The sequence below is a fragment of the Streptomyces sp. NPDC000229 genome, assembly GCF_040300825.1.
In the GTDB taxonomy this organism is placed as follows: domain Bacteria; phylum Actinomycetota; class Actinomycetes; order Streptomycetales; family Streptomycetaceae; genus Streptomyces.
Map to the genome: position 1 here is coordinate 20,985 of NZ_JBEPEL010000008.1, position 25,976 is coordinate 46,960.

At 71.2% G+C, this 25,976-nt stretch carries 26 protein-coding genes; 8 read left to right on the forward strand and 18 right to left on the reverse strand.

Annotation, left to right across the window (positions count from 1 at the left end; translation table 11 throughout):
• Window positions 1–61: 61 nt before the first annotated feature.
• Window positions 62–2,110, reverse strand: coding sequence for an APC family permease (locus tag ABT360_RS07005; RefSeq protein ID WP_351811927.1), 2,049 nt, complete (start codon window positions 2,108–2,110; stop codon window positions 62–64).
• Between the two features lie 349 nt (window positions 2,111–2,459).
• Between ABT360_RS07005 and ABT360_RS07010 the strand changes: the two genes are divergently transcribed.
• Together ABT360_RS07010 and ABT360_RS07015 are read left to right on the forward strand one after the other, a co-directional pair.
• Window positions 2,460–3,128: a potassium channel family protein gene (locus tag ABT360_RS07010; protein WP_351811930.1), complete on the forward strand. Its 669-nt coding sequence runs from the start codon at window positions 2,460–2,462 to the stop codon at window positions 3,126–3,128.
• Entirely contained in the window at window positions 3,128–3,805 is a 678-nt protein-coding gene (locus tag ABT360_RS07015) for a potassium channel family protein (protein WP_351811933.1), read from the forward strand. Before ABT360_RS07010 ends, ABT360_RS07015 begins: the two co-directional genes overlap by 1 nt.
• Window positions 3,806–4,041: 236 nt before the next feature.
• Here ABT360_RS07015 and ABT360_RS07020 read toward each other — a convergent pair whose 3' ends face one another.
• The 8 genes from ABT360_RS07020 to ABT360_RS07055 form a co-directional block, all read right to left on the reverse strand.
• Complete coding sequence (locus ABT360_RS07020) at window positions 4,042–4,827, reverse strand: DUF3159 domain-containing protein (protein ID WP_351811936.1); 786 nt, start codon at window positions 4,825–4,827, stop codon at window positions 4,042–4,044.
• 3 nt (window positions 4,828–4,830) lie between these two features.
• Window positions 4,831–5,229 (reverse strand): OB-fold nucleic acid binding domain-containing protein, encoded by a 399-nt coding sequence (locus tag ABT360_RS07025; RefSeq protein WP_351811939.1) that lies wholly within the window; start codon window positions 5,227–5,229, stop codon window positions 4,831–4,833.
• 34 nt (window positions 5,230–5,263) lie between these two features.
• Window positions 5,264–5,947, reverse strand: coding sequence for a response regulator (locus tag ABT360_RS07030; protein ID WP_351811942.1), 684 nt, complete (start codon window positions 5,945–5,947; stop codon window positions 5,264–5,266).
• Entirely contained in the window at window positions 5,944–8,499 is a 2,556-nt protein-coding gene (locus ABT360_RS07035; protein ID WP_351811945.1) for a sensor histidine kinase KdpD, read from the reverse strand. Before ABT360_RS07035 ends, ABT360_RS07030 begins: the two co-directional genes overlap by 4 nt.
• Before the next feature lie 143 nt (window positions 8,500–8,642).
• Window positions 8,643–9,371, reverse strand: a complete 729-nt coding sequence (locus tag ABT360_RS07040; RefSeq protein WP_351811947.1) for an ABC transporter ATP-binding protein — start codon at window positions 9,369–9,371, stop codon at window positions 8,643–8,645.
• Window positions 9,372–9,563: 192 nt separating this feature from the next.
• Window positions 9,564–10,328, reverse strand: a complete 765-nt coding sequence (locus tag ABT360_RS07045; RefSeq protein ID WP_351811950.1) for a DUF3710 domain-containing protein — start codon at window positions 10,326–10,328, stop codon at window positions 9,564–9,566.
• A gap of 1 nt (window position 10,329) precedes the next feature.
• Window positions 10,330–10,842, reverse strand: coding sequence for a dUTP diphosphatase (gene dut / locus ABT360_RS07050; RefSeq protein WP_156691883.1), 513 nt, complete (start codon window positions 10,840–10,842; stop codon window positions 10,330–10,332).
• Window positions 10,842–11,417 carry a PaaI family thioesterase gene (locus tag ABT360_RS07055; RefSeq protein ID WP_351811954.1) on the reverse strand — a complete coding sequence of 192 codons (576 nt, stop codon included), beginning with the start codon at window positions 11,415–11,417 and terminating at the stop codon, window positions 10,842–10,844. Before ABT360_RS07055 ends, dut begins: the two co-directional genes overlap by 1 nt.
• Before the next feature lie 58 nt (window positions 11,418–11,475).
• Here ABT360_RS07055 and ABT360_RS07060 point away from each other — a divergent pair, with 58 nt between their 5' ends.
• On the forward strand, window positions 11,476–11,961 hold the full coding sequence (locus ABT360_RS07060) for a DUF3093 domain-containing protein (protein WP_351811957.1): 486 nt from the start codon (window positions 11,476–11,478) through the stop codon (window positions 11,959–11,961).
• Between the two features lie 64 nt (window positions 11,962–12,025).
• On the opposite strand, the gene ABT360_RS07065 is transcribed toward ABT360_RS07060, so the two are convergent.
• The 4 genes from ABT360_RS07065 to ABT360_RS07080 form a co-directional block, all read right to left on the reverse strand.
• Window positions 12,026–12,952 (reverse strand): hypothetical protein, encoded by a 927-nt coding sequence (locus tag ABT360_RS07065; protein WP_351811960.1) that lies wholly within the window; start codon window positions 12,950–12,952, stop codon window positions 12,026–12,028.
• Window positions 12,953–12,964: 12 nt separating this feature from the next.
• A complete protein-coding gene (locus ABT360_RS07070; RefSeq protein ID WP_003955561.1) occupies window positions 12,965–13,261 on the reverse strand; it encodes a DUF4193 domain-containing protein in 297 nt (98 codons plus the stop codon).
• 394 nt (window positions 13,262–13,655) lie between these two features.
• Window positions 13,656–14,879 (reverse strand): sensor histidine kinase, encoded by a 1,224-nt coding sequence (locus tag ABT360_RS07075; protein ID WP_351811964.1) that lies wholly within the window; start codon window positions 14,877–14,879, stop codon window positions 13,656–13,658.
• A gap of 5 nt (window positions 14,880–14,884) precedes the next feature.
• On the reverse strand, window positions 14,885–15,538 hold the full coding sequence (locus tag ABT360_RS07080) for a response regulator transcription factor (protein ID WP_351811967.1): 654 nt from the start codon (window positions 15,536–15,538) through the stop codon (window positions 14,885–14,887).
• 338 nt (window positions 15,539–15,876) lie between these two features.
• Here ABT360_RS07080 and ABT360_RS07085 point away from each other — a divergent pair, with 338 nt between their 5' ends.
• Window positions 15,877–16,050, forward strand: a complete 174-nt coding sequence (locus ABT360_RS07085) for a hypothetical protein (protein WP_351811970.1) — start codon at window positions 15,877–15,879, stop codon at window positions 16,048–16,050.
• A gap of 188 nt (window positions 16,051–16,238) precedes the next feature.
• Here the strand turns inward: ABT360_RS07085 and ABT360_RS07090 are convergent, their stop codons facing one another.
• Entirely contained in the window at window positions 16,239–17,048 is an 810-nt protein-coding gene (locus ABT360_RS07090; RefSeq protein WP_351811972.1) for an inositol monophosphatase family protein, read from the reverse strand.
• Between the two features lie 9 nt (window positions 17,049–17,057).
• A complete protein-coding gene (locus ABT360_RS07095; protein WP_351812176.1) occupies window positions 17,058–18,185 on the reverse strand; it encodes a ferrochelatase in 1,128 nt (375 codons plus the stop codon).
• Between the two features lie 181 nt (window positions 18,186–18,366).
• Here ABT360_RS07095 and ABT360_RS07100 point away from each other — a divergent pair, with 181 nt between their 5' ends.
• Window positions 18,367–19,626, forward strand: coding sequence for an MFS transporter (locus tag ABT360_RS07100; protein ID WP_351811975.1), 1,260 nt, complete (start codon window positions 18,367–18,369; stop codon window positions 19,624–19,626).
• Entirely contained in the window at window positions 19,574–20,905 is a 1,332-nt protein-coding gene (locus ABT360_RS07105; RefSeq protein WP_351811978.1) for a D-arabinono-1,4-lactone oxidase, read from the forward strand. The genes ABT360_RS07100 and ABT360_RS07105 overlap by 53 nt, the downstream gene beginning before the upstream one ends.
• A gap of 19 nt (window positions 20,906–20,924) precedes the next feature.
• Here the strand turns inward: ABT360_RS07105 and ABT360_RS07110 are convergent, their stop codons facing one another.
• Window positions 20,925–21,644, reverse strand: a complete 720-nt coding sequence (locus ABT360_RS07110) for a hypothetical protein (protein ID WP_351811981.1) — start codon at window positions 21,642–21,644, stop codon at window positions 20,925–20,927.
• Window positions 21,645–22,242: 598 nt separating this feature from the next.
• Here ABT360_RS07110 and sepH point away from each other — a divergent pair.
• Window positions 22,243–23,286, forward strand: a complete 1,044-nt coding sequence (sepH, locus tag ABT360_RS07115) for a septation protein SepH (protein WP_351811984.1) — start codon at window positions 22,243–22,245, stop codon at window positions 23,284–23,286.
• 130 nt (window positions 23,287–23,416) lie between these two features.
• On the opposite strand, the gene ABT360_RS07120 is transcribed toward sepH, so the two are convergent.
• Complete coding sequence (locus tag ABT360_RS07120; protein WP_351811987.1) at window positions 23,417–24,244, reverse strand: sulfurtransferase; 828 nt, start codon at window positions 24,242–24,244, stop codon at window positions 23,417–23,419.
• A gap of 279 nt (window positions 24,245–24,523) precedes the next feature.
• Here ABT360_RS07120 and ABT360_RS07125 point away from each other — a divergent pair, with 279 nt between their 5' ends.
• The gene (locus ABT360_RS07125; RefSeq protein ID WP_351811990.1) at window positions 24,524–25,297 is read left to right on the forward strand and encodes a VOC family protein; all 774 of its coding nucleotides are present in this window, start codon (window positions 24,524–24,526) and stop codon (window positions 25,295–25,297) included.
• Between the two features lie 14 nt (window positions 25,298–25,311).
• Here ABT360_RS07125 and ABT360_RS07130 read toward each other — a convergent pair whose 3' ends face one another.
• Window positions 25,312–25,959 carry a thymidine kinase gene (locus ABT360_RS07130; protein ID WP_351811993.1) on the reverse strand — a complete coding sequence of 216 codons (648 nt, stop codon included), beginning with the start codon at window positions 25,957–25,959 and terminating at the stop codon, window positions 25,312–25,314.
• Window positions 25,960–25,976: the final 17 nt, after the last annotated feature.

The following is a 25,976-nucleotide window of genomic DNA, read 5'->3' on the forward strand; positions in this document are numbered from 1 at the left end:
ACTCCAGGGAGTGAGACGGGGGCTGCCAAGCGGCAGCCCACCAGTCTACGTCCCCCAGGTGTCAGCTTTTCGCCGTCGGCTCCTTGGGGCGCTCCACGGCCGGGCCGCGGCGCACCGAGCCGGGCGCGTTCCACTCCTGACGCTTCTTCTCCCGCTTCTTCGCCACCTCGGACGACTGGAGCTGGTACGGGACGGACGTCACCATCACGCCCGGGGTGAACAACAGCCGCCCCTTGAGGCGCAGCGCGCTCTGGTTGTGCAGAAGGTGCTCGTACCAGTGGCCGACGACGTACTCGGGGATGATCACGCTGACCGCGTCGCGGGGGCTCTCGCGGCGGATGCCCTTGACGTATTCGACGACCGGTCGCGTGACCTCGCGGTACGGGGAGTCGAGGATCTTCAGGGGCACGTTGATGCCGCGGCGCTCCCACTCCGCCTTGAGCGCCTTGGTCTCGGCCGGGTCGACGTTGATGCTGAGCGCCTCCAGCTTGTCGGAGCGCATCAGCTGGGCGTACGCGACGGCCCGCAGCGTCGGCCGGTGGACCTTGGAGACCAGGACGATGGAGTGCACGCGGGACGGCCGGACGGTGTCGTCACTGGGCTCGTCGGGGGCGGCGATCTCCTCGGCGACCCGGTCGTAGTGCTTACGGATCGCGGTCATCGTCCCGTAGAAGATGACCATGCCGAGCAGGGCGACCCAGGCACCGTGGGTGAACTTGGTGGCGAGTACGACGACCAGGACGAGGCCGGTGAAGAAGGCACCGAAGGTGTTGATCGCGCGGGAGCGGATCATGCGGCGGCGCACGGCGGGGTCGCGCTCGGTCTTCAGGTGGCGGTTCCAGTGCCGCACCATGCCGGTCTGGCTGAGCGTGAACGAGACGAAGACGCCGACGATGTAGAGCTGGATCAGCTTGGTGGAGTCCGCGCCGTACAGCCACACCAGCAGCATGGCGGCGCCGGCGAGGAGCACGATGCCGTTGGAGAACGCGAGCCGGTCGCCGCGTGTGTGCAGCTGGCGCGGCAGGTAGCGGTCCTGGGCGAGGATCGAGCCGAGGAGCGGGAATCCGTTGTACGCGGTGTTCGCCGCCAGGAACAGGACGAGCGCGGTGGCCGCGGCGAGCAGGATGAAGAAGAACGTGCCGTCGCCGAAGACGGCGGCCGCGACCTGGGAGATCACCGGGTTCTGTACGTAGTCCTCGCCGACCGGCACGCCGTCGCGGATCAGGTCGTGGGCGGGCTGCTCGGCCATCTTCACGTCGGTGGCCATGGCCAGGCCGATGATGCCGCAGAACATGGTGACGGCCAGGCCGCCCATCAGGGCGAGGGTGGTGGCGGCGTTCCTGCTCTTGGGCTTGCGGAAGGCGGGTACGCCGTTGCTGATCGCCTCGACGCCGGTGAGCGCGGCACAGCCGGAGGAGAAGGCGCGCAGCAACAGGAACACGAGCGCGAATCCGGCGAGGCCCTGGTGCTCGGCCCGGATCTCGAAGTCGGCCGTCGGGGCCTTCATGGTGTCGTCGAGGACGATTCCCTTGAACGCACCCCACGCGATCATGATGAAGACGCCGGCGACAAAGACATACGTGGGAATCGCGAAGAGCTTCCCTGATTCCTTCACACCCCGGAGGTTCATCAGGGTGAGGAGCAGGATTATCGCTATGGCGGAGAAGACCTTGTGCTCGACGACGAAGGGAATGGCCGAACCGAGGTTCTCCACTCCGGAGGAGATGGAGACGGCCACGGTGAGCACATAGTCGACGAGGAGGGCGCTGGCGACGGTCAGACCGGCCTTCGGACCGAGGTTGGTGTTGGCGACCTCGTAGTCCCCGCCGCCGCTGGGATAGGCGTGGACGTTCTGGCGGTACGAGGCGACGACCGTGAACATCAGCACCACGACGGCGGCCGCGATCCACGGGCTGAAGTGGTACGCCGACACACCCGCGATGGAGAGGACCAGCAGGACTTCTCCCGGTGCGTACGCCACCGAGGAAAGCGGGTCGGATGCGAAGACGGGGAGTGCGATGCGTTTGGGGAGGAGAGTTTCTCCCAGCCTGTCGCTGCGCAGCGCCCGGCCGATCAGGATCCGTTTGGGCACGTCGGTCAGTTTGGACACGCAGAGGATCGTAAGCGCTCGAAAAGAGACCCGCCCACCCACCACCCCTGCTTCCCGCGGAAACTTGCGTTCCCTTAACGCGGACGGCACAGAATGCTGTGACGCGTGCCACCGTGGGTGGGTTTCGGCCGCAACCGAGCGGACGGCTGTCACGTCCTTGACGGAGGGTTGGGTGCCGGTGAGTGGCCTGAAGAGGCTGCCGACGCGTCGGCGGCCCTCGGATGAGGGCAGGAGCGCGGTGGCGGCATAAGCTCATCATCGGGCAACACCGCACGCAGGCTGAGAGAGAAGAGTGAGCAGGGTGTTTTCGCAGGTCAGCAAGATGACCAGGAGTGCGGGGTAAGCGGACGTGCACATCGTCATCATGGGCTGCGGGCGAGTGGGAGCCGCACTCGCGCAGACCCTGGAACGGCAGGGCCACACGGTCGCGGTCGTCGACCAGGACCCGACGGCTTTCCGACGGCTGGGTTCCGGCTTCGGCGGGCGGCGCGTCACCGGCGTCGGGTTCGACCAGGACACCCTGCGTGAGGCGGGGATCGAGGAGGCCGGGGCGTTCGCCGCGGTGAGCAGCGGCGACAACTCCAACATCATCGCGGCGCGGGTCGCCCGCGAGATGTTCGGCATCGAGAACGTCGCCGCCCGGATCTACGACCCCCGGCGCGCCGAGGTGTACCAGCGGCTGGGCATCCCGACGGTCGCCACCGTGCGCTGGACCGCCGACCAGATGCTGCGGCGGCTGCTGCCGTCGGGCGCCGAGCCGCTGTGGCGGGACCCGAGTGGCGTCGTCCAGCTCGCCGAGGTCCACACGTCCCCGTCGTGGATCGGGCACAAGGTGAGCCGGCTCCAGGAGGAGACCGGCGTACGCGTGGCCTTCCTCACCCGGTTGGGCGAGGCGATCCTGCCGACGTCGCAGACGGTGCTGCAGGAGGGCGACCTGGTGCACGTGATGATGCGGACGGACGAGATCGAGAAGGTCGAGGCGGCGTTCGCCGAAGGCCCTGAGGAGGGCGGTCACTGATGCGGGTCGCTATTGCGGGCGCCGGTGCGGTGGGCCGCTCCATCGCGGGTGAGCTGCTGGAGAACGGGCACGAGGTGCTCCTCATCGACAAGGCACCCACCGCGATCTCGGTGGAGCGGGTGCCGCAGGCGGAGTGGCTGCTGGCCGACGCGTGCGAGATCACCTCGCTGGACGAGGCCGCGCTGCAGCGCTGCAACGTCGTCATCGCGGCGACCGGCGACGACAAGGTGAACCTGGTCGTCTCGCTGCTCGCGAAGACCGAGTACGGGGTGCCGCGGGTGGTCGCCCGGGTCAACAACCCCAAGAACGAGTGGCTGTTCAACGAGGCGTGGGGCGTCGACGTCGCGGTCTCCACGCCGCGCCTGATGTCGGCGCTGGTGGAGGAGGCGGTGAGCGTCGGCGACCTGGTCCGGCTGCTGCGCTTCAGCCACGGCGACGCCAACCTCGTGGAGCTGACGCTCCCGCCGGAGTCGGCGATGGCCGGTACGTCCGTGGGCGACGTGGCCTGGCCGCAGGACACCTCGCTGGTGACGATCATCCGTGGTTCGCGCGTCCTGACGCCGAGCGCGGAGGAGACCCTGGAGGCGGGCGACGAGCTGCTCTTCGTGGCGGCCCAGGCACGGGAGGAACAGCTGGAGGACCTGCTCTCGGTGCGCCGCGAGGACGCCACCGGCTGAGTGTGCCGTCGGCTGAGTGCGACGAGGGGCTCGGGACCGCACATGGTCCCGAGCCCCTCGTCGTACGTTTCCGGCTCCCCGGTGCCTCGGTAGCCCGGTCCCCGCGGGTCGCCGCCCGGGTGCGGGCGGGGGCCGCCGCCGGGGCGGTGCGAAAGCGTGCGACCGCCGGAGAGACGTGCGGGCCGCCGACGGCCCCGAGCGCCGGGCCGCCGCCGGGGCGACGGGGCGCGCCGGGGTCAGGCCTCGCCGTGGTGGGGGTGGGGCTGGGCGGCCTGGGACGCGGCTGCGGCGGCCTTGCGTTCCTTCTCGGCGCGCTCCTCCGCCTCCATCTCCGCGAACACGTCGATCGGCGGCGGCGCCTTCGCCAGGAACACCCACGTCAGGTACACCGCGAGCAGGAACGGCGGGATCTTCAGGGTGACCAGCACCCATCCGAGCTGGGTGGTGTCCGCCCACCAGTACAGCGGGAAGAGGATCGCGCACTTGGCGAGCAGGATCAGGCCCCACGCCCAGCTGGCCTTGGCGTACGCCTTCTTGCGGCCGGGGTTGCGGGTGCGCCAGGAGAGGTTCTCCTTGAAGACCGGGCCGAGGATCAGACCGATCAGCGGGACCCCCGCCAGCGTGGTGGCGATGTACGCGACGCCCAGGCCCAGCGTGTAGAGCATGCCCGGCAGGTAGAAGTCCTTGGCGTTTCCGGTCATCATCGCGAAGACCACGCCGAAGGCGACACCGAAGACGCCGCTGAAGGCGTGCTTCATGGTGTCGCGGCGGACCAGGCGGACCACGACCATCAGCAGGGACACGCCCAGCGCCGCGATGGCCGACAGGTGCAGGTCCTTGTTGATCGTGTAGATGGTGACGAAGAGGAGGCCGGGGAGGACTGTCTCCACCATGCCGCGCACTCCGCCGAAGGCGTCGAACAGGGCCGCTTCCGTCACGGCCTTCGAGTCGTGGGCGCCCTGGGGGTCGGGGCCCCGGGTGGCGTCCTGGTCGGTGGTGGTCGGCTTGTCGAGTGACGTCACCGGCTACTCCTGTCCGAGCGGTCGGAGTTCGTATTTGGGATTGAAGAGGACCCTGCGGCCGTGGCTCATGGAGATCCGGCCGGAGGCGATGAGCTTGCGCCCCGGTTCTATGCCCGCGATGGAACGCCGGCCCAGCCACACCACGTCCAGCGGGGCCGTGCCGTCGAAGAGCTCCGCCTCCAGTGCGGGCACACCGGCCCGCGGGCGCAGGGTGACCGTCCGCAAGGTACCAGTCACCTTGACGATCTGCCGGTCGTCGCAGTCCGAGATACGGATGCACCCCGAAGCCTGCGTGTCCTCCCGCAGCTCCTCCGACTCGAGTTCCCCCTGGGAGCTGGACAGCCGGTCGAGCATCCGGCGGAAGCGGCCGGTCTGCTTCTCGGTTCGCGGTGCTGCACTCATACAGAAAGCGTACCGGCCCCCACTGTCGGGGGAATCAGCGCTCGAACCGGTATCCCATACCGGGTTCGGTGATGAAGTGCTTGGGGTGCGAGGGGTCCGCCTCCAGCTTCCGGCGCAGCTGGGCCATGTACACCCGCAGGTAGTTGGTCTCGGTGCCGTACGACGGCCCCCACACCTCCTGGAGCAGCTGCTTCTGGCTGACGAGCCGGCCGCGGTTGCGTACGAGTACTTCCAGCAGGTGCCACTCCGTGGGGGTCAGCCGGACGTCCCGTCCGTCGCGCTGCACCTTCTTCGCCGCGAGGTCGACGGTGAAGCCGGCGGTCTCGACCACGACCGTGCCGTCGTCGCCGCCCACGGGTTCGGCCCGGCGCACGGCGGCGCGCAGCCGGGCGAGCAGCTCGTCCATGCCGAAGGGCTTGGTGACGTAGTCGTCGGCGCCGGCGTCCAGGGCCTCGACCTTCTCGTCGGAGGTCTGGCGGGCGGAGAGGACCAGGATCGGTACGCGGGTCCAGCCGCGCAGGCCCTTGATCACCTCGACGCCGTCCATGTCGGGCAGGCCGAGGTCGAGGATGACGACGTCCGGATGGCGGCCGGCGGCCAGTTCGAGCGCGGTGGCGCCATCGGGGGCCGCGTCGACCTCGTACTTCCGTGCCCTCAGGTTGATCACGAGGGCGCGTACGATCTGCGGCTCGTCGTCGACCACGAGCACCCGCGTCATGTGGGGCCTGCTTTCTCCAGCGAGGGGACTTGGGGGGCGGTGGGAGCGGCGGCCGGGGTGGCCGCCTTGAGCGTGAGGACCATCGTGAGGCCGCCGCCGGGTGTGTCCTCGGCCGTGATGGTGCCGCCCATCGCCTCCACGAACCCGCGCGCGACGGCGAGGCCGAGCCCCACTCCGGCGCCGCGCGGGGCGTCGCCGTGGCGCTGGAAGGGGGCGAAGATGCGGTCCTTGGCCTCGTCGGGCACTCCGGTGCCGCGGTCCACGACCCGTAGCTCGACGCGGTCGGCCATGGCGCTGGCCGACACCAGGACCGGTGCGGCGGCCGGGCTGTACTTGACGGCGTTCTCCACGACATTGGCGACGGCCCGCTCCAGCAGGCCCTTGTCGACCTCGACCATCGGGAGGCTCTCGGGGATGTCGAGCTCGGCGCTGCCGTCGGGCACACCGCCGAGCGCCATGGGCACGACCTCGTCGAGGTCGATGGCCCGGATGAGCGGCGTGACCGTGCCGGTCTGGAGGCGGGACATGTCGAGGAGGTTGCCGACCAGGTGGTCGAGCCGGTCGGCGCCCGCCTCGATGCCTTCGAGGAGCTCGGCCCGGTCCTCCTCGGACCACTCCACGTCGTCGGACCGCAGCGACGACACGGCCGCCTTGATGCCCGCGAGGGGGGTACGGAGGTCATGGCTGACGGCCGCGAGCAGCGACGTACGGATCTTGTTGCCCTCGGCGAGCTTGCGGGCCTCCTCGGCCTCGCCGACCAGCCGCTGGCGGTCCAGTACGACGGCGGCCTGCGCGGCGAAGGCGCCCAGCACCCGGCGGTCCTCGGCGGGCAGGACGCGGCCCGACAGGGCGAGCGCCATGTGGTCGCCGACGGGCATGTCGACGTCCGCGTCCTCGGGGCGCGCCACGGGCCGCCGCCCGACGCTGCCCGCGCAGGTCCACGGCTCGACGTCGTTCTCGCGCTCCAGGAGCGCCACGGACTCCATGGAGAACGTCTCGCGGACCCGTTCCAGCAGGGCGTCGAGGGCGGTTTCCCCGCGCAGCACGCTGCCGGCGAGGAAGGACAGCACCTCGGACTCGGCGCGCAGCCGGGCGGCTTGGTGGGTGCGGCGGGCGGCCAGGTCCACGACGGAGGCGACCGAGACGGCGACCCCGAAGAAGACGGCGATCGCGACGATGTTCCGGGGGTCGGCGATCGTGAACCGGTACAGGGGCGGGGCGAAGAACCAGTTGAGCAGGAGGGAGCCGAAGGCGGCCGACGCCAGGGACGGGACCAGGCCGCCGAGCAGCGCGGACGCCACGGTCAGGGACAGGAACAGCAGCATGTTGTTGGCGATGCCGAGGTCCGCGTCGACGTGGGTGAGCAGCAGGGTGAGCAGGGCGGGGCCGGCGACGCCGGTCACCCAGCCCCAGATGATCCGGGAGCGGCCGAGGCGGGCGCCGCGCGCGACGGGCAGACCCCGGCCCCTGGCGACCTCCTCGTGGGTGACGATGTGGACGTCCAGGTCGGGCCCCGAGTCACGGGCGACGGTGGCGCCCACGCCGGGCCCGAACACGTACTGCCAGGTCTTGCGGCGGCTGGAGCCGAGGACGATCTGGGTGGCGTTGACGCCACGGGCGAACTCCAGCAGCGCCGAGGGGATGTCGTCGCCTATGACGTGGTGGAAGGAGCCGCCGAGGTCCTCGACGAGGGTGCGCTGGACGGCCAGTTCCTTGGGGGACGCGGACGTCAGGCCGTCGCTGCGGGCGATGTAGACGGCGAGGATCTCGCTGCCCGAGCCCTTGGCGGCCATCCGCGAGGCGCGGCGGATCAAGGTGCGGCCCTCGGGTCCGCCGGTGAGGCCGACGACGATCCGCTCGCGGGCCTGCCAGGTGGTGCGGATGTTGTGCTCGCCGCGGTACTGCTGGAGGTACTCGTCGACCCGGTCGGCGGTCCACAGCAGGGCCAGCTCGCGCAGGGCGGTGAGGTTGCCGGGACGGAAGTAGTTGGAGAGGGCGGCGTCGACCTTGTCCGGCTTGTAGATGTTGCCGTGGGCCATGCGGCGGCGCAGCGCCTGGGGCGACATGTCGACCAGCTCGATCTGGTCGGCGCGCCGGACGACCTCGTCGGGCACGGTCTCCTGCTGTCGTACGCCGGTTATGGACTCGACGACGTCGCCGAGCGACTCCAGGTGCTGGATGTTGACCGTGGAAATGACGTCGATGCCGGCGGCGAGCAGTTCCTCGACGTCCTGCCAGCGCTTGGCGTTGCGCGAGCCGGGCACGTTGGTATGGGCGAGCTCGTCCACCAGGGCGACCGCCGGCCGGCGCTCCAGCACCGCGTCGACGTCCATCTCGGTGAAGGTCGCGCCCCGGTGCTCGATGGTCCGCCGCGGTATCTGTTCGAGGCCGTGCACCATCACTTCCGTACGGGGGCGGTCGTGGTGCTCGACGAAGGCGACGGCGCAGTCGGTACCGCGCTCGACGCGGCGGTGCGCCTCGGAGAGCATGGCGTACGTCTTGCCGACGCCCGGTGCCGCACCGAGGTAGATCCGAAGCTTGCCGCGTCCCATGGCCCCATTGTCGTGATTGTTCGTTCGACTGCTTGTGCGTAGACCTTACGACCAGGGGCACGGGCAAACCGGACGGGGAGGTCGGTTCCCGGGCGTCTTGACGGGATTCTGATACAGGCACGCCCGGACGGGACCGGTGTGGTTCAGTGCTCGGTCAGCTCGCCGTCGCTCAGCTCCAGGACCCGGTCCGCCAGGCCCAGGAGCTGGGCGTCGTGGGTGGCCACCAGGGCGGTGACGCCCTCGCTGCGGACGACGGCACGCAGCAGCTCCATCACCGCGAGGCCGGTCTCGGCGTCGAGCTGGCCGGTCGGCTCGTCGGCTATCAGCAGGGTGGGCTTGTTGGCCAGGGCACGGGCTATCGCGACGCGCTGCTGCTGGCCGCCGGACAGCTCTCCGGGGCGCTGCGCCGCGTGGTCGGTGAGGCCGACGAGGGCGAGCAGCAGCTCGACGCGCTCCTCGCGCTCGCGCGGATCGGCCTTGCGCAGCCGCAGCGGTACGCCGACGTTCTCGGCGGCCGTCAGGATCGGGATCAGTCCGAACGTCTGGAAGACGAATCCGATCCGGTCGCGGCGCAGCTCCAGCAGACCTTTCTCACCGAGGTCGGCGAGGTCCGTGCCGTCGATGGTGATCCGGCCCTGGTCGGGCGTGTCCAGACCACCGACCAGGTTGAGCAGCGTGGTCTTGCCGGACCCCGAGCGGCCCTTGAGGGCGACGAGCTCGCCGTGCGGTATCTCGAAGGAGACCCCCCGCAGCGCGTGGACGGCGGCGGCACCCGTCCCGTGCGACCGGTGCACGTTCTCCACGCGCACCATGGGCGCAGGGCCGTCGGCGACTGCCGTGGCGGCGACTTCCCCACTGTGCTGCTCGGACATCGGTTCTCCCCCCGTCACTGTGCGCGTTCAGTATGTGGGGACCGGATCAGCGCGGCAACGGCCTGTGGACAACCGTCCGCGTGCCCCTGTGGACAACCGCTCCCGCGTCACACGGGAAAACGCGGTGGGCCGGATCCCGCGAAGTACGGGATACGGCCCACCGTCCGTATGCGTCAGGCGTAGGGCGCCGGCTCAGCGGACCTCGGTGATCTCCGGGCCCCGCTGCAGGTGTCCCATGCCGCCCGAGAACCGCGACGTCTCCTGGTCCTCCTGCTGAACGCCCTCGGGCACCATCTGAGCGTCGTTCGGCAGCTTCAGGACGATCGGGTCGCGCGGGGCCATCGGGCCCTCGCCACGTACCACGACGGTGTCCCGGAAGATCTGCTCCAGCAGACCGGCGGCCTCCGGCTGCACCGCGCCCTGCCCGGAGATGACCCCGCGCAGGAACCAGCGGGGGCCGTCCACGCCGACGAAGCGCACCAGCTGCACACCGCCGGTGCCGTCCGGCAGCTTGACCGGCACCTGGGCCCGCAGCTCCCAGCCGAGCGGGCCCTCGACCTCGTCGATGACACCGCCCTGCTGCGTGATGCCGGAGGCGATCTCCTCGCGGACCTCGCCCCAGATGCCCTCTTTCTTGGGGGCGGCGAACGCCTGCAGCTGGATGGCGCTGTCGCGCAGCACCACCGTCGCCGCGACGATCGCGTCGCCCGCGACCTCCACGCGCAGCTCCATGCCCTCGACTCCGGGCACGAACATGCCTCCCAGGTCCACCCGGCCCTCCTCGGGCCTGGAGACCTCGGAGACGTCCCAGGGCCCGTCGGGCCGGGGTGCCGGCGGGAGGTTCACCCGGCGCGGCTCGCTGTCCGCCGCGTCGTCAGTGCCGACCTCGTCGACGACCTGCTCGGCCTCGCCCGCTGCGTCGGCAGCGGCACCGCTCTTCTTGCGACGTCCGAACACGTCACTGTCCTTCCCGGTCGGATACGACCGAAGCGTATCGATTCCCACCCGTCCAGCCCTCCGTGGCGGCATGACCGCCGGTGGACCCGAAGCCCCCCTCGGCCCGCGCCGAGCCGGGAAGCTCCGCCACCTCGTGGAAACGGACCTTCTCGACTTGCTGAACGACCAGTTGGGCGATCCGGTCGAACCGTTCGAACCGGACGCTCTCGCGCGGGTCCAGGTTGACCACGATCACCTTGATCTCTCCACGGTACCCGGCATCCACCGTCCCTGGGGCATTCACAAGAGCCACTCCGCAACGAGCTGCGAGCCCCGAACGCGGGTGCACGAAGGCGGCGTACCCGTCGGGCAGTGCGATGGACACCCCGGTGGGCAGGACCGCGCGCTCGCCGGGGGCCAGTTCGGCGGCCTCGGTGGTGACGAGATCGGCGCCCGCGTCGCCCGGGTGCCCGTACGACGGAATCGGCACCTCCGGGTCCACGCGGCGGATCAGGACGTCGACAGGGTTACGCATCAGGGGTTCACCTCGAAGGCGCGGGCGCGCCGGACCTGGTCGGGGTCGGCCATCGCCGCCTGGATTTCCTCCGGGCGGCCGTTGTCGATGAAGTGATCGACCTTGACCTCGATGAAGAGGGCGTCGGCGCGGACCGCCACGGGCCCCTCGGGGCCGCCGATCCTGCCGGTCGCCGTGCAGTAGATCTTCCGGCCGTGTACGGCGGTGACCTCGGCCTGGAGGTGCAGCACCGTGCCGACGGGCACCGGGCGCACGAAGTCGGTCTCCAGCCGGCCGGTCACCGCGATGACCCGCAGCAGCCAGTTCAGCGAGCCGAGCGTCTCGTCGAGCGCGGTGGCGAGGATGCCGCCGTGCGCCAGGCCCGGGGCGCCCTGGTGGTCGGTCGTGACCGTGAACTCGGCCGTGATCGTCACGCCCTCGCCGGCCCGCGCCTCCAGGTGCAGCCCGTGGGGCTGCCCGCCGCCGCAGCCGAAGCAGTGCTCGTAGTGGGCGCCCAGGAGCTCGCCCGGGGCGGGCGCGTCGGGGTGCCGTACCGGCGGTATGGCATCGGCCGGGGGCGTCAGTGCAGTGCTCACAGCGGGAGACCTTACCCGCGCGGCGGACCACCGGTCGCGCCGTGCCAAGCTTGGGTGTATGCAGCCTTCCGCAGCGGCCTCCGTCCCGGCCTCCGCCCCGCAGTACGACGAGCGTCTCACCGCCCCCCGCTCCTGGTGGCTGCTGGCCGCCCTGCTGGGTGTCTCGGGCGGGCTGATCATGCTGCCGCTGGGCACGCTGCCCCTGCTGGGCGGCCTGATCCTCGCGGGGGCGCTCGCGTCGATGGCGGTCAGTTCGTACGGCTCGGCCCGCATCCGCGTGGTGGCGGGCTCGCTGGTCGCGGGGGACGCCCGGATCCCGGTGTCGGCGCTGGGCGAGCCGGAGGTGCTGGACGCCGAGGAGGCGCGCGCCTGGCGGACGTACAAGGCGGACACGCGCGCCTTCATGCTGATGCGCGGCTACATCCCGGCGGCGGTGCGCGTCGAGGTCACGGACCCGGCCGATCCGACGCCGTACGTGTACCTGTCCACCCGGGACCCGGAGGCCCTGGCGGCGGCGCTGAGCGCGGTACGGGCGCAGGCCTAGGGTCCTGGCTGCGGCCTGGGGTCCTGCGCGGGCCCAGCGTCCTGGTCCGGGGTCCTGGAGGGGGCTAGAAGCCGATCTCCTTGGGGTTGTCCGGCTGGTCCAGCGGGGGCAGCGCGGGTAGCGCGTCCCAGGGCACCTGACGGCGGCGGAGGTCCTCGCGGATGCGCTCGGCGAGCTTTTTGGTGTCGCGCCGGTTCATGACGGCGCCGACGGCGGCTCCGACCATGAACGGCATCAGGTTCGGCAGGTTGCGCACCATGCGCTTCATGATCTGCTGGCGCAGTTCGCGCTTCATACGGCCGCCGAGAGCGGCGTTGAAGGTGGCGGGCTTGGTGACGTCGATACCGCGCTCCTCCGTCCAGGAGGTGAGGTATGCCGTCGCCCGCTCTTTGCGGTTGCCCGGGGGCCGCTGGCCGTAGACCTCGTGGAGCTCGGCGATGAGCTTCAGCTCGATCGCCGCGACGCCCGTGATCTCGGCGGCGAGCTCGGCCGGCATCGCGGGCGGTACGGGCAGCATGGCGGCCGCGCCGACACCGGCGCCCACGGTGGAGGTGGCATTGGCGGCGCCCGCGATCAGCTTGTCCGCGAGCTGCTCGGGTGTCAGGCCCGGAAACTGCCTGCGCAAGGTGGCCAGGTCCCGGACGGGAACGCGCGGGGCGTTCTCGATGAGCCGGTCGGCGAGGTGGGCGATGCCCGCCCTGGCGCCTTCGCGGCCCTTGAGTACGCCGCGCCGGACGGCGTCGAGACGCCGCGCCCTGGCGGGCGTACCGGACGGCGCGGTCCGGTCGGCCGGCGCCCCCGCCCTTCCGGCCGCCTCGAGCGAGGCCGAGGGGCCTCGCTCGTCGTCACGCGCACCGGGGGAGGGCAGGAGGGCGGAGTGCTCGGCGGGCGCGTCCTGTGCGCCTGGTGCCGGGTCTGTGCCGCCCTGGTACGCCTCCGGCTTCCTGTGGAGCCGGAAGCGTCGCTTCCGAGACGGGGTGTCGCCTGCCACGGCCGACCGACCTCAGTCGCAGTCTCGGCAGATCGGCTGACCGTTCTTCTCGCGGGCCAGCTGGCTGCGGTGGTGGACCAGGAAGCAGCTCATGCAGGTGAACTCGTCCGCCTGCTTGGGCAGCACACGGACGGCCAGCTCCTCGTTCGAGAGGTCGGCGCCGGGCAGTTCCAGACCCTCCGCCGCCTCGAACTCGTCGACGTCGACGGTCGAGGTCGACTTGTCGTTGCGCCGGGCCTTGAGCTCTTCAAGGCTGTCCGAGTCGACGTCGTCGTCGGTCTTGCGTGGGGTGTCGTAATCCGTTGCCATGTCGCTCTCCCCCTCTGGGTGGTTGCGGTGTCTCCAGCGCACGTAACGCGTGAGAGGCCGGACTTGTGCCCGACCTGAGGCGGAGATTTTGCCTCACATCAAGGTCTGTTACTCAATCGACACCCAACCGGACCCCTCGAGAGTGATCAGGTTTGGATGGCGAACGGGACCGTACACGGTCCGGAAGCCGCGCCCTGGAGGCGCCACCCCGTGTACTTCCCGTGATCCCACCCCCCGGAAACCCGGACTTTTCCGGGTTTTCCGGAGGGATTCTTGATCACGGAGAGTAGATGACCGGAAAGGGTCCCTTGTGATCGATCACACACGGAACTCGCGTGAACGGGTCACGAAAATTCCGCGCAAAGCGAACACCATGGACGGCTCGACCGGCGTGTCACGCCGGAAGCGTGACGCGCATGACGAGGCCGCCGCCCTCGCGGGGCTCCGCGATGATACGGCCCCCGTGAGCCCGCGCGACCGACCGGGCGATGGAAAGCCCCAGTCCGACGCCCTTGTCGCTGCCGGTGCGCTCCTGCCGGAGCCGCCGGAACGGCTCGAAAAGATTGTCGATCTCGTACGCCGGAACCACCGGACCCGTGTTCGCCACCACGAGCACCGCCTGGCCCGGCTGCGCATCGGTGGTGACCTCCACCCAGCCGTCGTCCACGTTGTAGCGCACGGCGTTCTGCACCAGGTTCAGGGCGATTCGTTCCAGCAGGACGCCATTGCCCTGGACGACGACGGGAGCCCGCTCGCCACGGATCTCCACGCCCTTCGCCTCGGCCTCGGCCCGGGTCTGGTCGATGGCCCGGGAGGCGACCTCCGCCAGGTCCACGGGCTTGCGCTCCACGATCTCGTTGTCGCTCCGGGCCAGCAGCAGCAGGCCCTCCACGAGCTGCTCGCTGCGCTCGTTGGTGGCCAGCAGCGTCTTGCCCAGCTGCTGGAGCTCCACGGGCGCCCCGGGGTCGGAGAGGTGCACCTCCAGCAGGGTGCGGTTGATCGCCAGTGGCGTACGCAGCTCGTGCGAGGCGTTGGCGACGAACCGCTGCTGCGCGGTGAACGCCCGCTCCAGCCGGTCCAGCATGTCGTCGAAGGTGTCCGCCAGCTCCTTGAGCTCGTCGTCCGGGCCGTCCAGCTCGATCCGGCGGGAGAGGTCCGTGCCGGCCACATTGCGGGCGGTCCGGGTGATCCGGCCCAGCGGCGACAGGACGCGGCCCGCCATGGCGTAACCGAAGGCGAAGGCGATGACGCTCAGCCCCAGGAGGGCGAACAGCGAACGGCGCAGCAGGTCGTCCAGGGCGTGCTGGCGCTGTTCGTTGACGCAGGCGTTCATCGCCCGGTTGAACTCGTCGGGCCCGGCCTCGACGGGGAAGTTGCAGACGTTGCTCGTCACCTGGCCGTTGACGATCTTGAACGGGAGTTCGCTGCCGATGTGGAGGGCCTGGGCCGCCAGCAGGTAGATGATCGACAGCAGCAGGATGCCGGCGATCAGGAACATCCCGCCGTAGAGCAGCGTGAGCCGTATGCGGATCGTCGGACGCAGCCAGGGGCGGACGGGCTCCCTGGGGTCCCAGGTCGGTTTCGGGGGCGCTTGTGGGGGCGCGGGGGTGGCGGCCACGGGGGTCAGATCCGGTAACCGGAGCCCGGCACGGTGACGATCACCGGCGGTTCGCCCAGCTTGCGACGGAGGGTCATCACCGTGACGCGTACGACGTTGGTGAAGGGGTCGGTGTTCTCGTCCCAGGCCTTCTCCAGCAGCTGCTCCGCCGAGACGACCGCGCCCTCGCTGCGCATCAGGACCTCCAGGACCGCGAACTCCTTGGGCGCCAGCTGGATCTCCTTGCCGTCCCGGAACACCTCGCGCCGGTTCGGGTCGAGCTTGATCCCGGCCCTCTCCAGCACGGGCGGCAGCGGGACCGTCGTACGCCGGCCCAGCGCCCGCACCCGGGCGGTGAGCTCACTGAACGCGAAGGGTTTGGGCAGGTAGTCGTCGGCGCCGATCTCCAGGCCCTCCACACGGTCGCTGACGTCGCCGGAGGCGGTGAGCATCAGGACGCGGGTGGGCATGCCCAGGTCGACGATCTTGCGACAGACGTCGTCCCCGTGGACGAGCGGCAGGTCGCGGTCGAGGACGATGACGTCGTAGTCGTTGACCCCGATGCGCTCCAGGGCGGCCGCCCCGTCGTACACGACGTCGACGGCCATGGCCTCCCGGCGCAGTCCGGTGGCCACCGCATCGGCGAGCAGCTGCTCGTCCTCGACGACGAGTACGCGCACGGCGTTGTTCCTTCCTCCGAGCCCGGTTCCGGGCAGGTCTTCCACACTGACTGTGCGTATCCATCCTGCCCCGTACGCGCGTAAACCGGCTGTAAGGCGACCTGCGGCCGCTTAGGGACCGCCCGGTACGCACGTGAAGCGATACGGGAATCAGCCGGATTCACGGCGGAGTTGAGGTTTCCGTGAGGAAGCCTCTGGGGAGGACGACTGCACACCCGAGATCACGCCCCGTATGTGGCGCGCCACACAACGCTCTGTCCCCCAGAGGTGCAGTGCGTGATCGACCGACAACCCTCGGCACACCCCCGTGCCACCGACCCATGACGAGGGGGCGCACGATGGACGCTTTCACCGCAGGACTGCTGCAGCGCATAAGGGCCACGGAGACCGACCTCACACGGGCTCGCGAGACGGGAGACGACTTCCTGGCCGACGTCGAGCAGGCTGAGCTCGACGACCTGCACCGCCTCGCGGCGGAACACGGCGTGGAGATCACCACCGCGATCGCCTGACTCGCACGGCGCGCGGCCCCGGCCTTCCTGCGGATCCCTGCGGAAGGCCGGGGCCCTTTGCATGTCCGGGCCGCCATGGCCCCGTGCAGCCCCCGGGGGCGGACGCGTCGCCCCGGGGGCTGCCACAGGGGGACGCGTCGCCCCACGATCCGCCCGTGGCGGACGGGCCGGGTGCTCGGCGTCGCCCGTCAGTCGTGCCAGGCGCCGAAGTCGTCCAGCAGGGCCTGTAGCGGTTCGAAGACGCCCGGAGGCGCCGCCACCGTCAGGGTGCCCGACGGGGGCGTGCCGGGGCGGCCGCCGGTCAGGGCGCCGGCTTCCCGGGCGATCAGGGCCCCGGCCGCCAGGTCCCAGGGGCTGAGCCCGCGCTCGTAGTACCCGTCCAGGCGGCCCGCGGCCACGTCGCACAGGTCGATCGCGGCGGAGCCGCCGCGCCGGATGTCCCGCAGTCGCGGGATCAGGCGCTGCGCCACGTCGGCCTGGTGGGCGCGGACCTCGGACACGTAGTTGAAGCCCGTGGAGACCAGGGCCTGGTCCAGCGGCGGGGCGGGCCGGCAGCGGATGGGCCGGTCGTTCAGGAACGCGCCGCCGCCGAGCACCGCGCGGAACGTCTCCCCGCGCATCGGGGCCACGACGACCCCGACGACGGTCTCGCCGGCCCGCTCGGCGGCGATGGACACCGCCCAGGTCGGCAGGCCGTAGAGGTAGTTGACCGTACCGTCCAGGGGGTCGACGACCCAGCGGACACCGCTGACGCCCTCCGTTTCGGCCCCCTCCTCGCCGAGGAGACCGTCGTCCGGGCGGTGCTCGGCGAGGACGGCGGTGATCAGCTTCTCGGCGGCGATGTCCATCTCGGTGACGACGTCGATGGGGCTCGACTTGGTCGCCGCGACGCCGAGGTCGGCCGGGCGGCCGTCGCGCAGCAGCGCACCGGCCTGACGCCCGGCCTCCAGGGCCAGTTCCAGGAGTTCGGTCAGGAGCGGGTCACGCGAGTCGGTCACAGCGTCTCCTTACGCGTACGGGCTGTCGGCGCCGGCCGCCGCGGGCCGCTCGCCGCGGGCCGGGCAGCAGCCGATGGGGCACAGGTCGTGCGACGCGCCGAGGGCGCCCAGCGCGCACCGCTCCACCACTGTCCCCCGCTCGGCCGCCGCCCGCTCCAGGACCAGGTCGCGGACGGCGGCCGCGAAGCGCGGGTCGTCGCCCACGGTCGCCGACCTCCGCACCGGGAGGCCCAGCTCGCCGGCCTTGGCGGTCGCCTCGGTGTCCAGGTCGTACAGGACCTCCATGTGGTCCGAGACGAACCCGATCGGGACCATGACGACCGCCGGTGCCCCGGCGCCGTGCAGGGCCTCCAGGTGGTCGCAGATGTCGGGCTCCAGCCACGGGATGTGCGGGGCGCCGCTGCGGGACTGGTAGACGAGCTCCCAGGGGTGCTCGACGCCCGTCTCGTCCCGTACGGCCTCCGCGATGAGCCGGGCGACGTCCAGGTGCTGCCGGACGTACGCGCCCCCCTCTCCGTGCTCCTCGACCGGGCCGGAGGTGTCGGCGGCGGAGGTCGGGATGGAGTGCGTGGTGAAGGCGAGGTGGGCACCCGCGCGGACGGACTCGTCCAGCTCGGCCAGTGACCTCAGGACGCCGTCGACCATGGGCCGGACGAACCCCGGGTGGTTGAAGTAGTGCCGCAGCTTGTCGACCCGGGGCAGCGGCAGCCCTTCCGCTTCCAGCGTGGCGAGGGCGTCCGCCAGGTTCTCCCGGTACTGGCGGCAGCCGGAGTACGAGGCGTACGCGCTGGTGGCGAGGACGGCGATGTGCCGACGGCCGTCGACGACCATCTCGCGCAGCGTGTCGGTGAGGTACGGCGCCCAGTTCCGGTTTCCCCAGTGCACGGGCAGGTCGAGGCCCGCGTCCGCGAAGTCCTTGCGCAGCGCGGCGAGCAGCGCGCGGTTCTGGTCGTTGATCGGGCTGACCCCGCCGAAGAGGAAGTAGTGCTGCCCCACTTCCTTGAGGCGTTCCTTGGGGATGCCCCGCCCCCGGGTCACGTTCTCCAGGAACGGGACCACGTCGTCGGGGCCCTCCGGCCCGCCGAAGGAGAGCAGCAGCAGGGCGTCGTACGGGGCTGGATCGCGCTGATCGGACACGGGGTCCGACACGGGGTCGGACACGGGATCGGCCATGGCATCGGACATGGGATCGATCCTGCCACCACGGTCCGACAGCCGGAAAACCGCCGTGCACTGTCACCCAATCGGACGTAACCTGTGAAGGCTGCCCATACGCCTTACGCCAGGCGCCCCATGCCTCACCGGCCGGAGTACCCCCTTGCCCAGTCCCTACCGTGCGATCTTCTCCGCCCCCGGAACCGTGGGTTTCTCCGCCGCAGGCTTCCTCGGCCGGATGCCGCTGGCCATGATGGGCATCGGCATCGTCACGATGGTCTCGCAGCTCACCGGCCGGTACGGACTGGCCGGCGCGCTCTCCGCGACGCTCGCCGTCTCCGCCGCCGTACTCGGCCCGCAGGTCTCGCGCATGGTCGACCGGTACGGCCAGCGGCGGGTGCTGCGCCCGGCCACCCTGATCACGGTGGTGGCCGTGGCGGGGCTGCTGGTGTGCGCCCAGCAGGGGCTGCCGGAGTGGACGCTGTTCGTCTTCTCGGCGGCGGCCGGCTGTGTGCCGAGCATCGGCGCGATGACCCGCGCCCGCTGGGCGACGATCTACCAGGGCTCGGCGCGCGAGCTGCACACCGCGTACTCCTTCGAGTCGATCATCGACGAGGTGTGCTTCATCTTCGGTCCGATCGTCTCCATCGGGCTGTCGACCATCTGGTTCCCCGAGGCGGGCCCGCTGCTGGCCGCCCTCTTCCTGCTGGTCGGTGTGTGGTGGCTGACCGCGCAGCGCGGCACCGAGCCGGTGCCGCACCCGATCGAGCAGCACACCGGCGGCTCGGCGCTGCGGTCCCCCGGCCTCCAGGTGCTGGTGGCCGCGTTCGTCGCCACCGGCACGATCTTCGGCGCGGTGGACGTGGTGACGGTGGCGTTCGCCGAGGAGGAGGGCCACAAGGCCGCGGCCAGCCTGGTGCTCGCCGTGTACGCGCTGGGCTCGTGTGTGGCGGGTGCGGTCTTCGGCCTGCTCCACCTCAAGGGTGAACCGTCCCGCAGGTGGGTTCTGGGTGTCTGCGCGATGGCCGTGAGTATGATCCCCCTCCAACTGGCCGGGAGCCTGCCGTTCCTGGCCGTGGCGCTCTTTGTCGCGGGCCTTGCCATCGCGCCGACGATGGTGACGACCATGGCCCTCGTCGAGGCCCACGTACCGCGCACCAAACTGACCGAGGGCATGTCCTGGACGGGTACCGGGCTCGCGGTCGGCGTGGCGCTCGGCTCCTCGGCCGCCGGCTGGGTGGTCGACGCGCACGGGGCGGCCGCGGGGTACGCGGTGCCCGGCATCGCGGGAGTGCTCGCGGCCGTGGTGGCGTTCCTGGGGTACCGCCGGCTGCGCAGGCCGGTGCCGACGCAGGAGGGGCAGGGGCAGCGTGAGCAGCGCGAGCAGGACCCGGAACAGCCGGAGCAGCAGCACGTGGCGTAACTGGGCGGGGAACGTGGCCGCCAGGCCCGTCCGGGAAGCCCGTCCCGCTTCGGTCCAGGAGCTGGCGGACACGGTGCGGACCGCCGCCGAGGAGGGCCTGAGGGTCAAGACGGTCGGTACGGGTCATTCGTTCACGTCCATCGCCGCCACCGACGGCGTGCTGATCCGCCCGGATCTGCTGACCGGCATCCGGCGGATCGACCGGCGCGAGCTGACCGTGACCGTGGAGTCCGGCACCCCCTTGAAGCGGCTGAACACGGCCCTCGCGCGGGAGGGCCTCTCGCTCACGAACATGGGCGACATCATGGAGCAGACGGTGGCGGGCGCCACCAGCACCGGTACGCACGGGACGGGCCGGGACTCGGCGTCAATCGCCGCGCAGATCCGGGAGCTCGAGCTGGTCACGGCGGACGGCCGGGTGCTGACCTGCTCCGAGAAGGAGAACCCCGAGGTCTTCGCGGCCGCCCGGATCGGGCTGGGCGCGCTGGGGGTCGTCTCGGCCATCACCTTCGTGGTGGAACCGATCTTCCTGCTCACCGCGCGCGAGGAGCCGATGACCTTCGACCGGGTCACCTCGGAATTCGACGCGATGCACGCGGAGAACGAGCACTTCGAGTTCTACTGGTTCCCGCACACCGGCAACTGCAGCACCAAGCGCAACAATCGCAGCGCGGGCCCGGCGGCACCGCCCGGGCGGGTCAGCGGCTGGATCGAGGACGAATTCCTCTCCAACGGGCTCTTCCAGGTGGTGAACTCGATCGGCCGGGCGGTGCCCTCGGCCGTCCCCGCGATCGCGAAGGTCTCCAGCCGCGCGCTGTCCGCGCGTACGTACACGGACATTCCCTACAAGGTCTTCACAAGTCCGCGCCGGGTGCGGTTCCTGGAGATGGAGTACGCGCTTCCGAGGGAGGCGGCGATCGCCGCGCTGCGCGAACTCAAGGCGATGGTCGACCGGTCGCCGCTGCGCGTCAGCTTCCCGGTGGAGGTGCGGACGGCCCCCGCGGACGACATCACGCTCTCCACGGCGTCGGGCCGGGAGAGCGCGTACATCGCGGTGCACATGTACAAGGGCACGCCGTACCGGTCGTACTTCACGGCGGCGGAACGGATCATGACGGCGCATGGCGGCCGGCCGCACTGGGGCAAGCTGCACACGCGGGACGCGGCGTACTTCGCGGAGGCCTATCCGCGGTTCGGCGAGTTCACCGCGCTGCGTGACCGCCTGGACCCGGAGCGGGTGTTCGGCAACGACTACTTGCGGCGAGTGCTGGGCGAGTGACCGTCCGCCCGGGGTGCGCTCACTCCGCCGAGCCTTCCGGGGACGGCGTCGGGGTGGGAGTGGGCACCGGGGTCGGGGGCGGCGGCGTGGGCGTGGGGGCCGTCGGGCTACTGGGGTCCGGCGTGGGGACGGTGGGGCTGTCCGGACCCGGCGTGGGGCTCGAGGTGTCGGCGGCGCCGTCCCGTGCCGTGCCGGGCGCCACCGGCGTCGGCGACCGCTCCGGCTGCTGGCGCTCGTCCTGGTGCTGTTCCTGGTGCTGTTCCTGGTGAGTGGGTGACGGGGTGGTGGAGGGCTGGTGCCCGGAGTCGCCGCCGCGTACGACACCACTGATGGTGGTCCCCTTGCCCCCGCTGAAGTCCTGCCCGGTCATCAGCTCGTACGCGGTGATGCCCGTCATGGCCACGCCGAAGACCAGCACCGCCGCGATCGCCGAACGTTTCCAGCCACGGACGCGGGTGCCGTACGTGGTGGCCTCGCCGAACCCTCCGCCGGCACCCGGCAACCGCCCGCCGGCCTGACCGGCCTGAGTCACCTGACCGGCGTGACCGGCCTGGCGCGCCGGACGGACCTGGGAGGCCTTCGGGCGGACCGCTTGGACCGTGACCCCGCGTACCCGCTCTCCCGTGCTCTTGAACAGGTGCTGGAAGACCGAACTGCCGCACGTGGCGATGACGCTGATGACTCCCGCGCCCAGGACGGTGCCGTACACGCCCATCTTGGCGGCCAGTTTGGCGGCCACGACAGCCGCGACCGCGCTGCCCGCGACCTGGGCGGCGTTCAGGTCGACCGCTTCCTCCTGCCCCTTACCCCTTCTGTTCCGTTATTCCGCGTGTACACCTTCTCGTCCATCTCCGACATCGATTCACCCATCTGTCCCAGCATGCACAGAGAAGAGACCTTTGGGCGAAGCGAATAGTTCCATTTCTGCGGATTCTGTGAAGGAAGCCATGTATGACGCACAGTCAGGGAAGTCAACTGCCGTACGCGGGGAGAACTTCGGCGGCGCGCCGGTCCACCCAGGTGGCCCGAATGGAGTACTGTGGCGAGCCCTGGGCCCCGATCCCTTTCGGGTGTCCGGGACCAACGGGAGGGGGCCGAAAGCGGCACTCGTTCCGGCGGCGCCGCAGCACCGCACGGCCGCCTGCTGCACGGGGTGTCCACACCGGTCACCCTGCGTTGCAAAATAGGTAACCGTGCCATAACGGCGTTCCAGGGCCCACGCCCGACACGCCGGGCAACTCGGCAAGGTTGTGGCAGGCTGCACCCGGGCAGGCCACACTCGACTAGCGGAAGCAGCGACGCAGGTGACGTCGGCAGGCACCACCCGGGAGGTCCCCATGCCCGAACTGCGTGTCGTGGCCGTCTCCAACGACGGCACACGACTGGTGCTGAAGGCTGCTGACAGCACGGAGTACACGCTTCCGATCGACGAGCGATTGCGCGCCGCCGTACGCAACGACCGTGCCCGCCTCGGCCAGATCGAGATCGAGGTGGAGAGCCACCTCCGCCCCCGCGACATCCAGGCGCGTATACGCGCGGGTGCCTCCGCCGAAGAGGTCGCCCAGCTCGCCGGCATCCCCGTCGAGCGCGTACGCCGCTTCGAGGGTCCCGTCCTCGCGGAACGCGCCTTCATGGCCGAGCGGGCCCGCAAGACGCCTGTTCGCCGGCCCGGCGAGAACACCGGTCCGCAGCTGGGCGAGGCGGTGCAGGAGCGGCTGCTGCTGCGCGGCGCCGACAAGGACACGGTGGCCTGGGACTCCTGGCGCCGGGACGACGGCACATGGGAAGTGCTGCTGGTCTACCGCGTCGCCGGCGAGGTGCACTCGGCGAGCTGGACGTACGACCCGCCCCGTCGGCTGGTCCAGGCCGTGGACGACGAGGCGCGCGCGCTGATCGGCGAGACCGACGACGCGGTGGCCGTCCAGGAGCCGAGCTTCCCGTTCGTCCCGCGCATCGCGCGCCTCCCGCGCGACCGCCCGCTGGACCGTGCCCTGGACCGGCAGATCGAGCGCCCGGCGCCCGTCCCCGCCCCCGAGCCGGAGGAGGAGCCCGAGCGCGACTCCCTGACCAGCCTGCTGGAGGCGGTGCCGAGCTTCCGGGGCGACATGGTCGTCCCCGAGCGCCCGGCTGTCGAACCCTCGGTGACCGAGCCGGTCCAGGAACCGGACGCGGAGGAGCCCCCGGCCCCTGCCGCCTCTGCGGGCGCGGGCTCGGCGTACGCGGACGTCCTCATGCCCCGCGCGGTGAGCGGTCACCGTGACCGCCTCACGGGCACGACCGACCGCCAGGCCGAGGCGGACGGCGTCCGCCCGGGCCGCCGGGCGGCGGTCCCGAGCTGGGACGAGATCGTGTTCGGTACGCGCCGCAAGAAGCAGGAGTAACCGCCTGCTCCGGCCGGGCGCCCGCGTCCGGCCGGACGGCCGGGACGGCCCGGACGGCCGGGAAGCCCGGCCACCAGGTGCCCGGCCCGGCCCGTGCGGGCGCAGCTCCCGGTGGCACAGGCCCGGGTGGTCAGCCGCGTGCGGCGCCCTTGGCGACCGGGCGGGTGGGGTCGGACGACCACTCGGACCAGGAACCCGCGTACAACGCCGCCCGGATGCCCGCGATCTCCAGGGCCAGGACCTCGTGGGCGGCCGAGACGCCCGAGCCGCAGTAGACGCCGACCTCCGGGGCGTCGGTCGCGCCCAGGGCCTTGAAGCGGGCAGCCAGGGCCCCGGCCGGCAGGAAGCGGCCGCTCTCGTCGACGTTCTCCGTCGTCGGCGCCGAGGCCGCGCCCGGAATGTGTCCGGCCACCTTGTCGATCGGCTCCACCTCGCCCCGGTACCGCTCCCCCGCCCGCGCGTCCAGCAACAGGCCCGTCCGGGCCAGCGCCGCCGCCCCGTCCGCGTCCAGCAACGGCAGGGCGCCCGGCTCGGGCGTGAAGTCCCCGGTCACGGGCGTGGGCGTGTCCGTCGACAACTCGCCCCGCCAGGCCGCGAGGCCGCCGTCCAGCACCCGGACGTCCGGGTGCCCCGCCCAGCGCAGCAGCCACCACGCCCGGGCGGCCGCCCAGCCCTGGCCGCCGTCGTAGGTCACGACCCGTGAGTCGGCGCGTACGCCCGCCCTGCGCATCACCGCGCCGAACTCCGCCACGTCCGGCAGCGGGTGCCGGCCCCCGGCACCGGGCGGCCCCGCCAGCTCGGCGTCGAGGTCGACGTACACGGCGCCCGGGATGTGCCCCGTGTCGTAGGCCGGACGGCCGGGCGGGCCGCCCACCTGATAGCGCACGTCCAGGAGGACCGGGGGGCGCTCCGAGGAGAGCTCAATCGCGAGTTCGGTTGCCGAGATGATGGGATTCATGACGCCATCCTCGCGCAGGTGCGGGCGTACGGGTCCCCGAGACGGTCACGGTGAGGATGGGCAACCAATTTTCGGGCATCCTCCTTCGGGATCGCGCCAATTCACGGCGCGGCCGGGCCGCACCGCGCGGCCGATGGTGCAAGCATCTGACGAGGCGTACTGCAGGGCCTACAGCCGGTGGCCGACAGCGCACCGGCACCCCGCACCGGCGATCCGCACCGGCCCGGCACACGCCGGGTCCCCGCACGGCCACGACGATGGTCCGAGGAGAGAGTGACGATGACCGAGGCGACTCGGCACAAACCCGGTACACCCTGCTGGGTGAGCTTGATGGTGCATCACCTTGACGCGACGCAGGAGTTCTACGGGGCCCTGTTCGGCTGGCGGTTCGAACCGGGTCCGCACCAGCTCGGCCCGTACGTACGCGGGCTGCTCGACGGCAAGGAGGTGGCGGGTATCGGCCAGCTTCCGGCGGACCGGGACCTGCCGATCGCCTGGACGACGTACCTGGCGAGCGATGACGCCGCCGAGACGGCCGAGGCGATCCGGTGCAGCGGCGGCACGGTCGCCGTCGGACCGCTCGCCGCGGCGGACGCGGGGCGGCTGGTGATCTGTTCCGACCCGACGGGAGCCGTTTTCGGAGTCTGGCAGGCCGCCGCGCACCTCGGTACGGCTGTCGTGGGCGCGCCCGGCACACCGGCCTGGAACGAGTTGCTGACGCAGGAGACGGAGTCGGTCAGCAAGTTCTACAAGACGGTTTTCGGGTACGAGCTCGATCCGGTTCCGTCGCCCGATCTGGACCTGGTGACGCTGAAGGTCGACGACCGCCCGGTCGCCTCCCTGCACGGCCTCGGCGCGTCCCTGCCGCGCGACCGGGGCGCCCACTGGATGACCTGGTTCGAAGTCGCGGACACCGACGACGCGGCACAGCGGGTCACCGAGCTGGGCGGTCGCGTGCTGGACGGGCCGCGCGACGACCCGGCCGGGCGGCTGGCGACCGTCGTCGACCCCGAGGGCGCGGTCTTCACGATCGTACGGTCGTCCGGTCGCTGAGCATGGTCGCTGGGCTACTCGGCCGGTACGGGCAGCACATCCGGCGAGAGGGCTGCGGCGCGAGCGGTGGCGGCCGTCATACGGCGTCGGTGGTGGCGGCGGCAGAGCACCTCGTAGCCGACCTCGTCACCGGCGTTGACGTCACCGACGACGACCTGGGCGCCTTCGACGACCATCTCGCCGCCCACGGTGCGCGCGTTGTGGGTGGCGCGCGCACCACACCAGCACAGGGCCTCGACCTGGAGCACCTCGACACGGTCGGCGAGTTCGACGAGGCGCTGTGAGCCGGGGAAGAGCTTGGAGCGGAAGTCCGTGGTGATACCGAAGGCGAAGACGTCCAGTTCGAGGTCGTCGACGACGCGGGCGAGCTGGTCGATCTGCTCGGGCGCGAGGAACTGGGCCTCGTCCGCGATCACATAGTCGCAGCGGCCGCCCTTGGAGAGGTGTGCGACGAGGTAGGCGTAGAAATCGAAGCCCTCGGCGGCCTCGACGGCGTCGGTGACCAGACCCAGCCGGGAGGACAGCTTGCCCTCGCCGGCCCGGTCGTCACGGGTGAAGATCATGCCCTGGAGCCCGCGCGCGGAGCGGTTGTGTTCGATCTGCAGAGCGAGGGTGCTCTTTCCACAGTCCATGGTTCCGGAGAAGAACACCAGCTCGGGCATGGGGAAGTGACGACCTT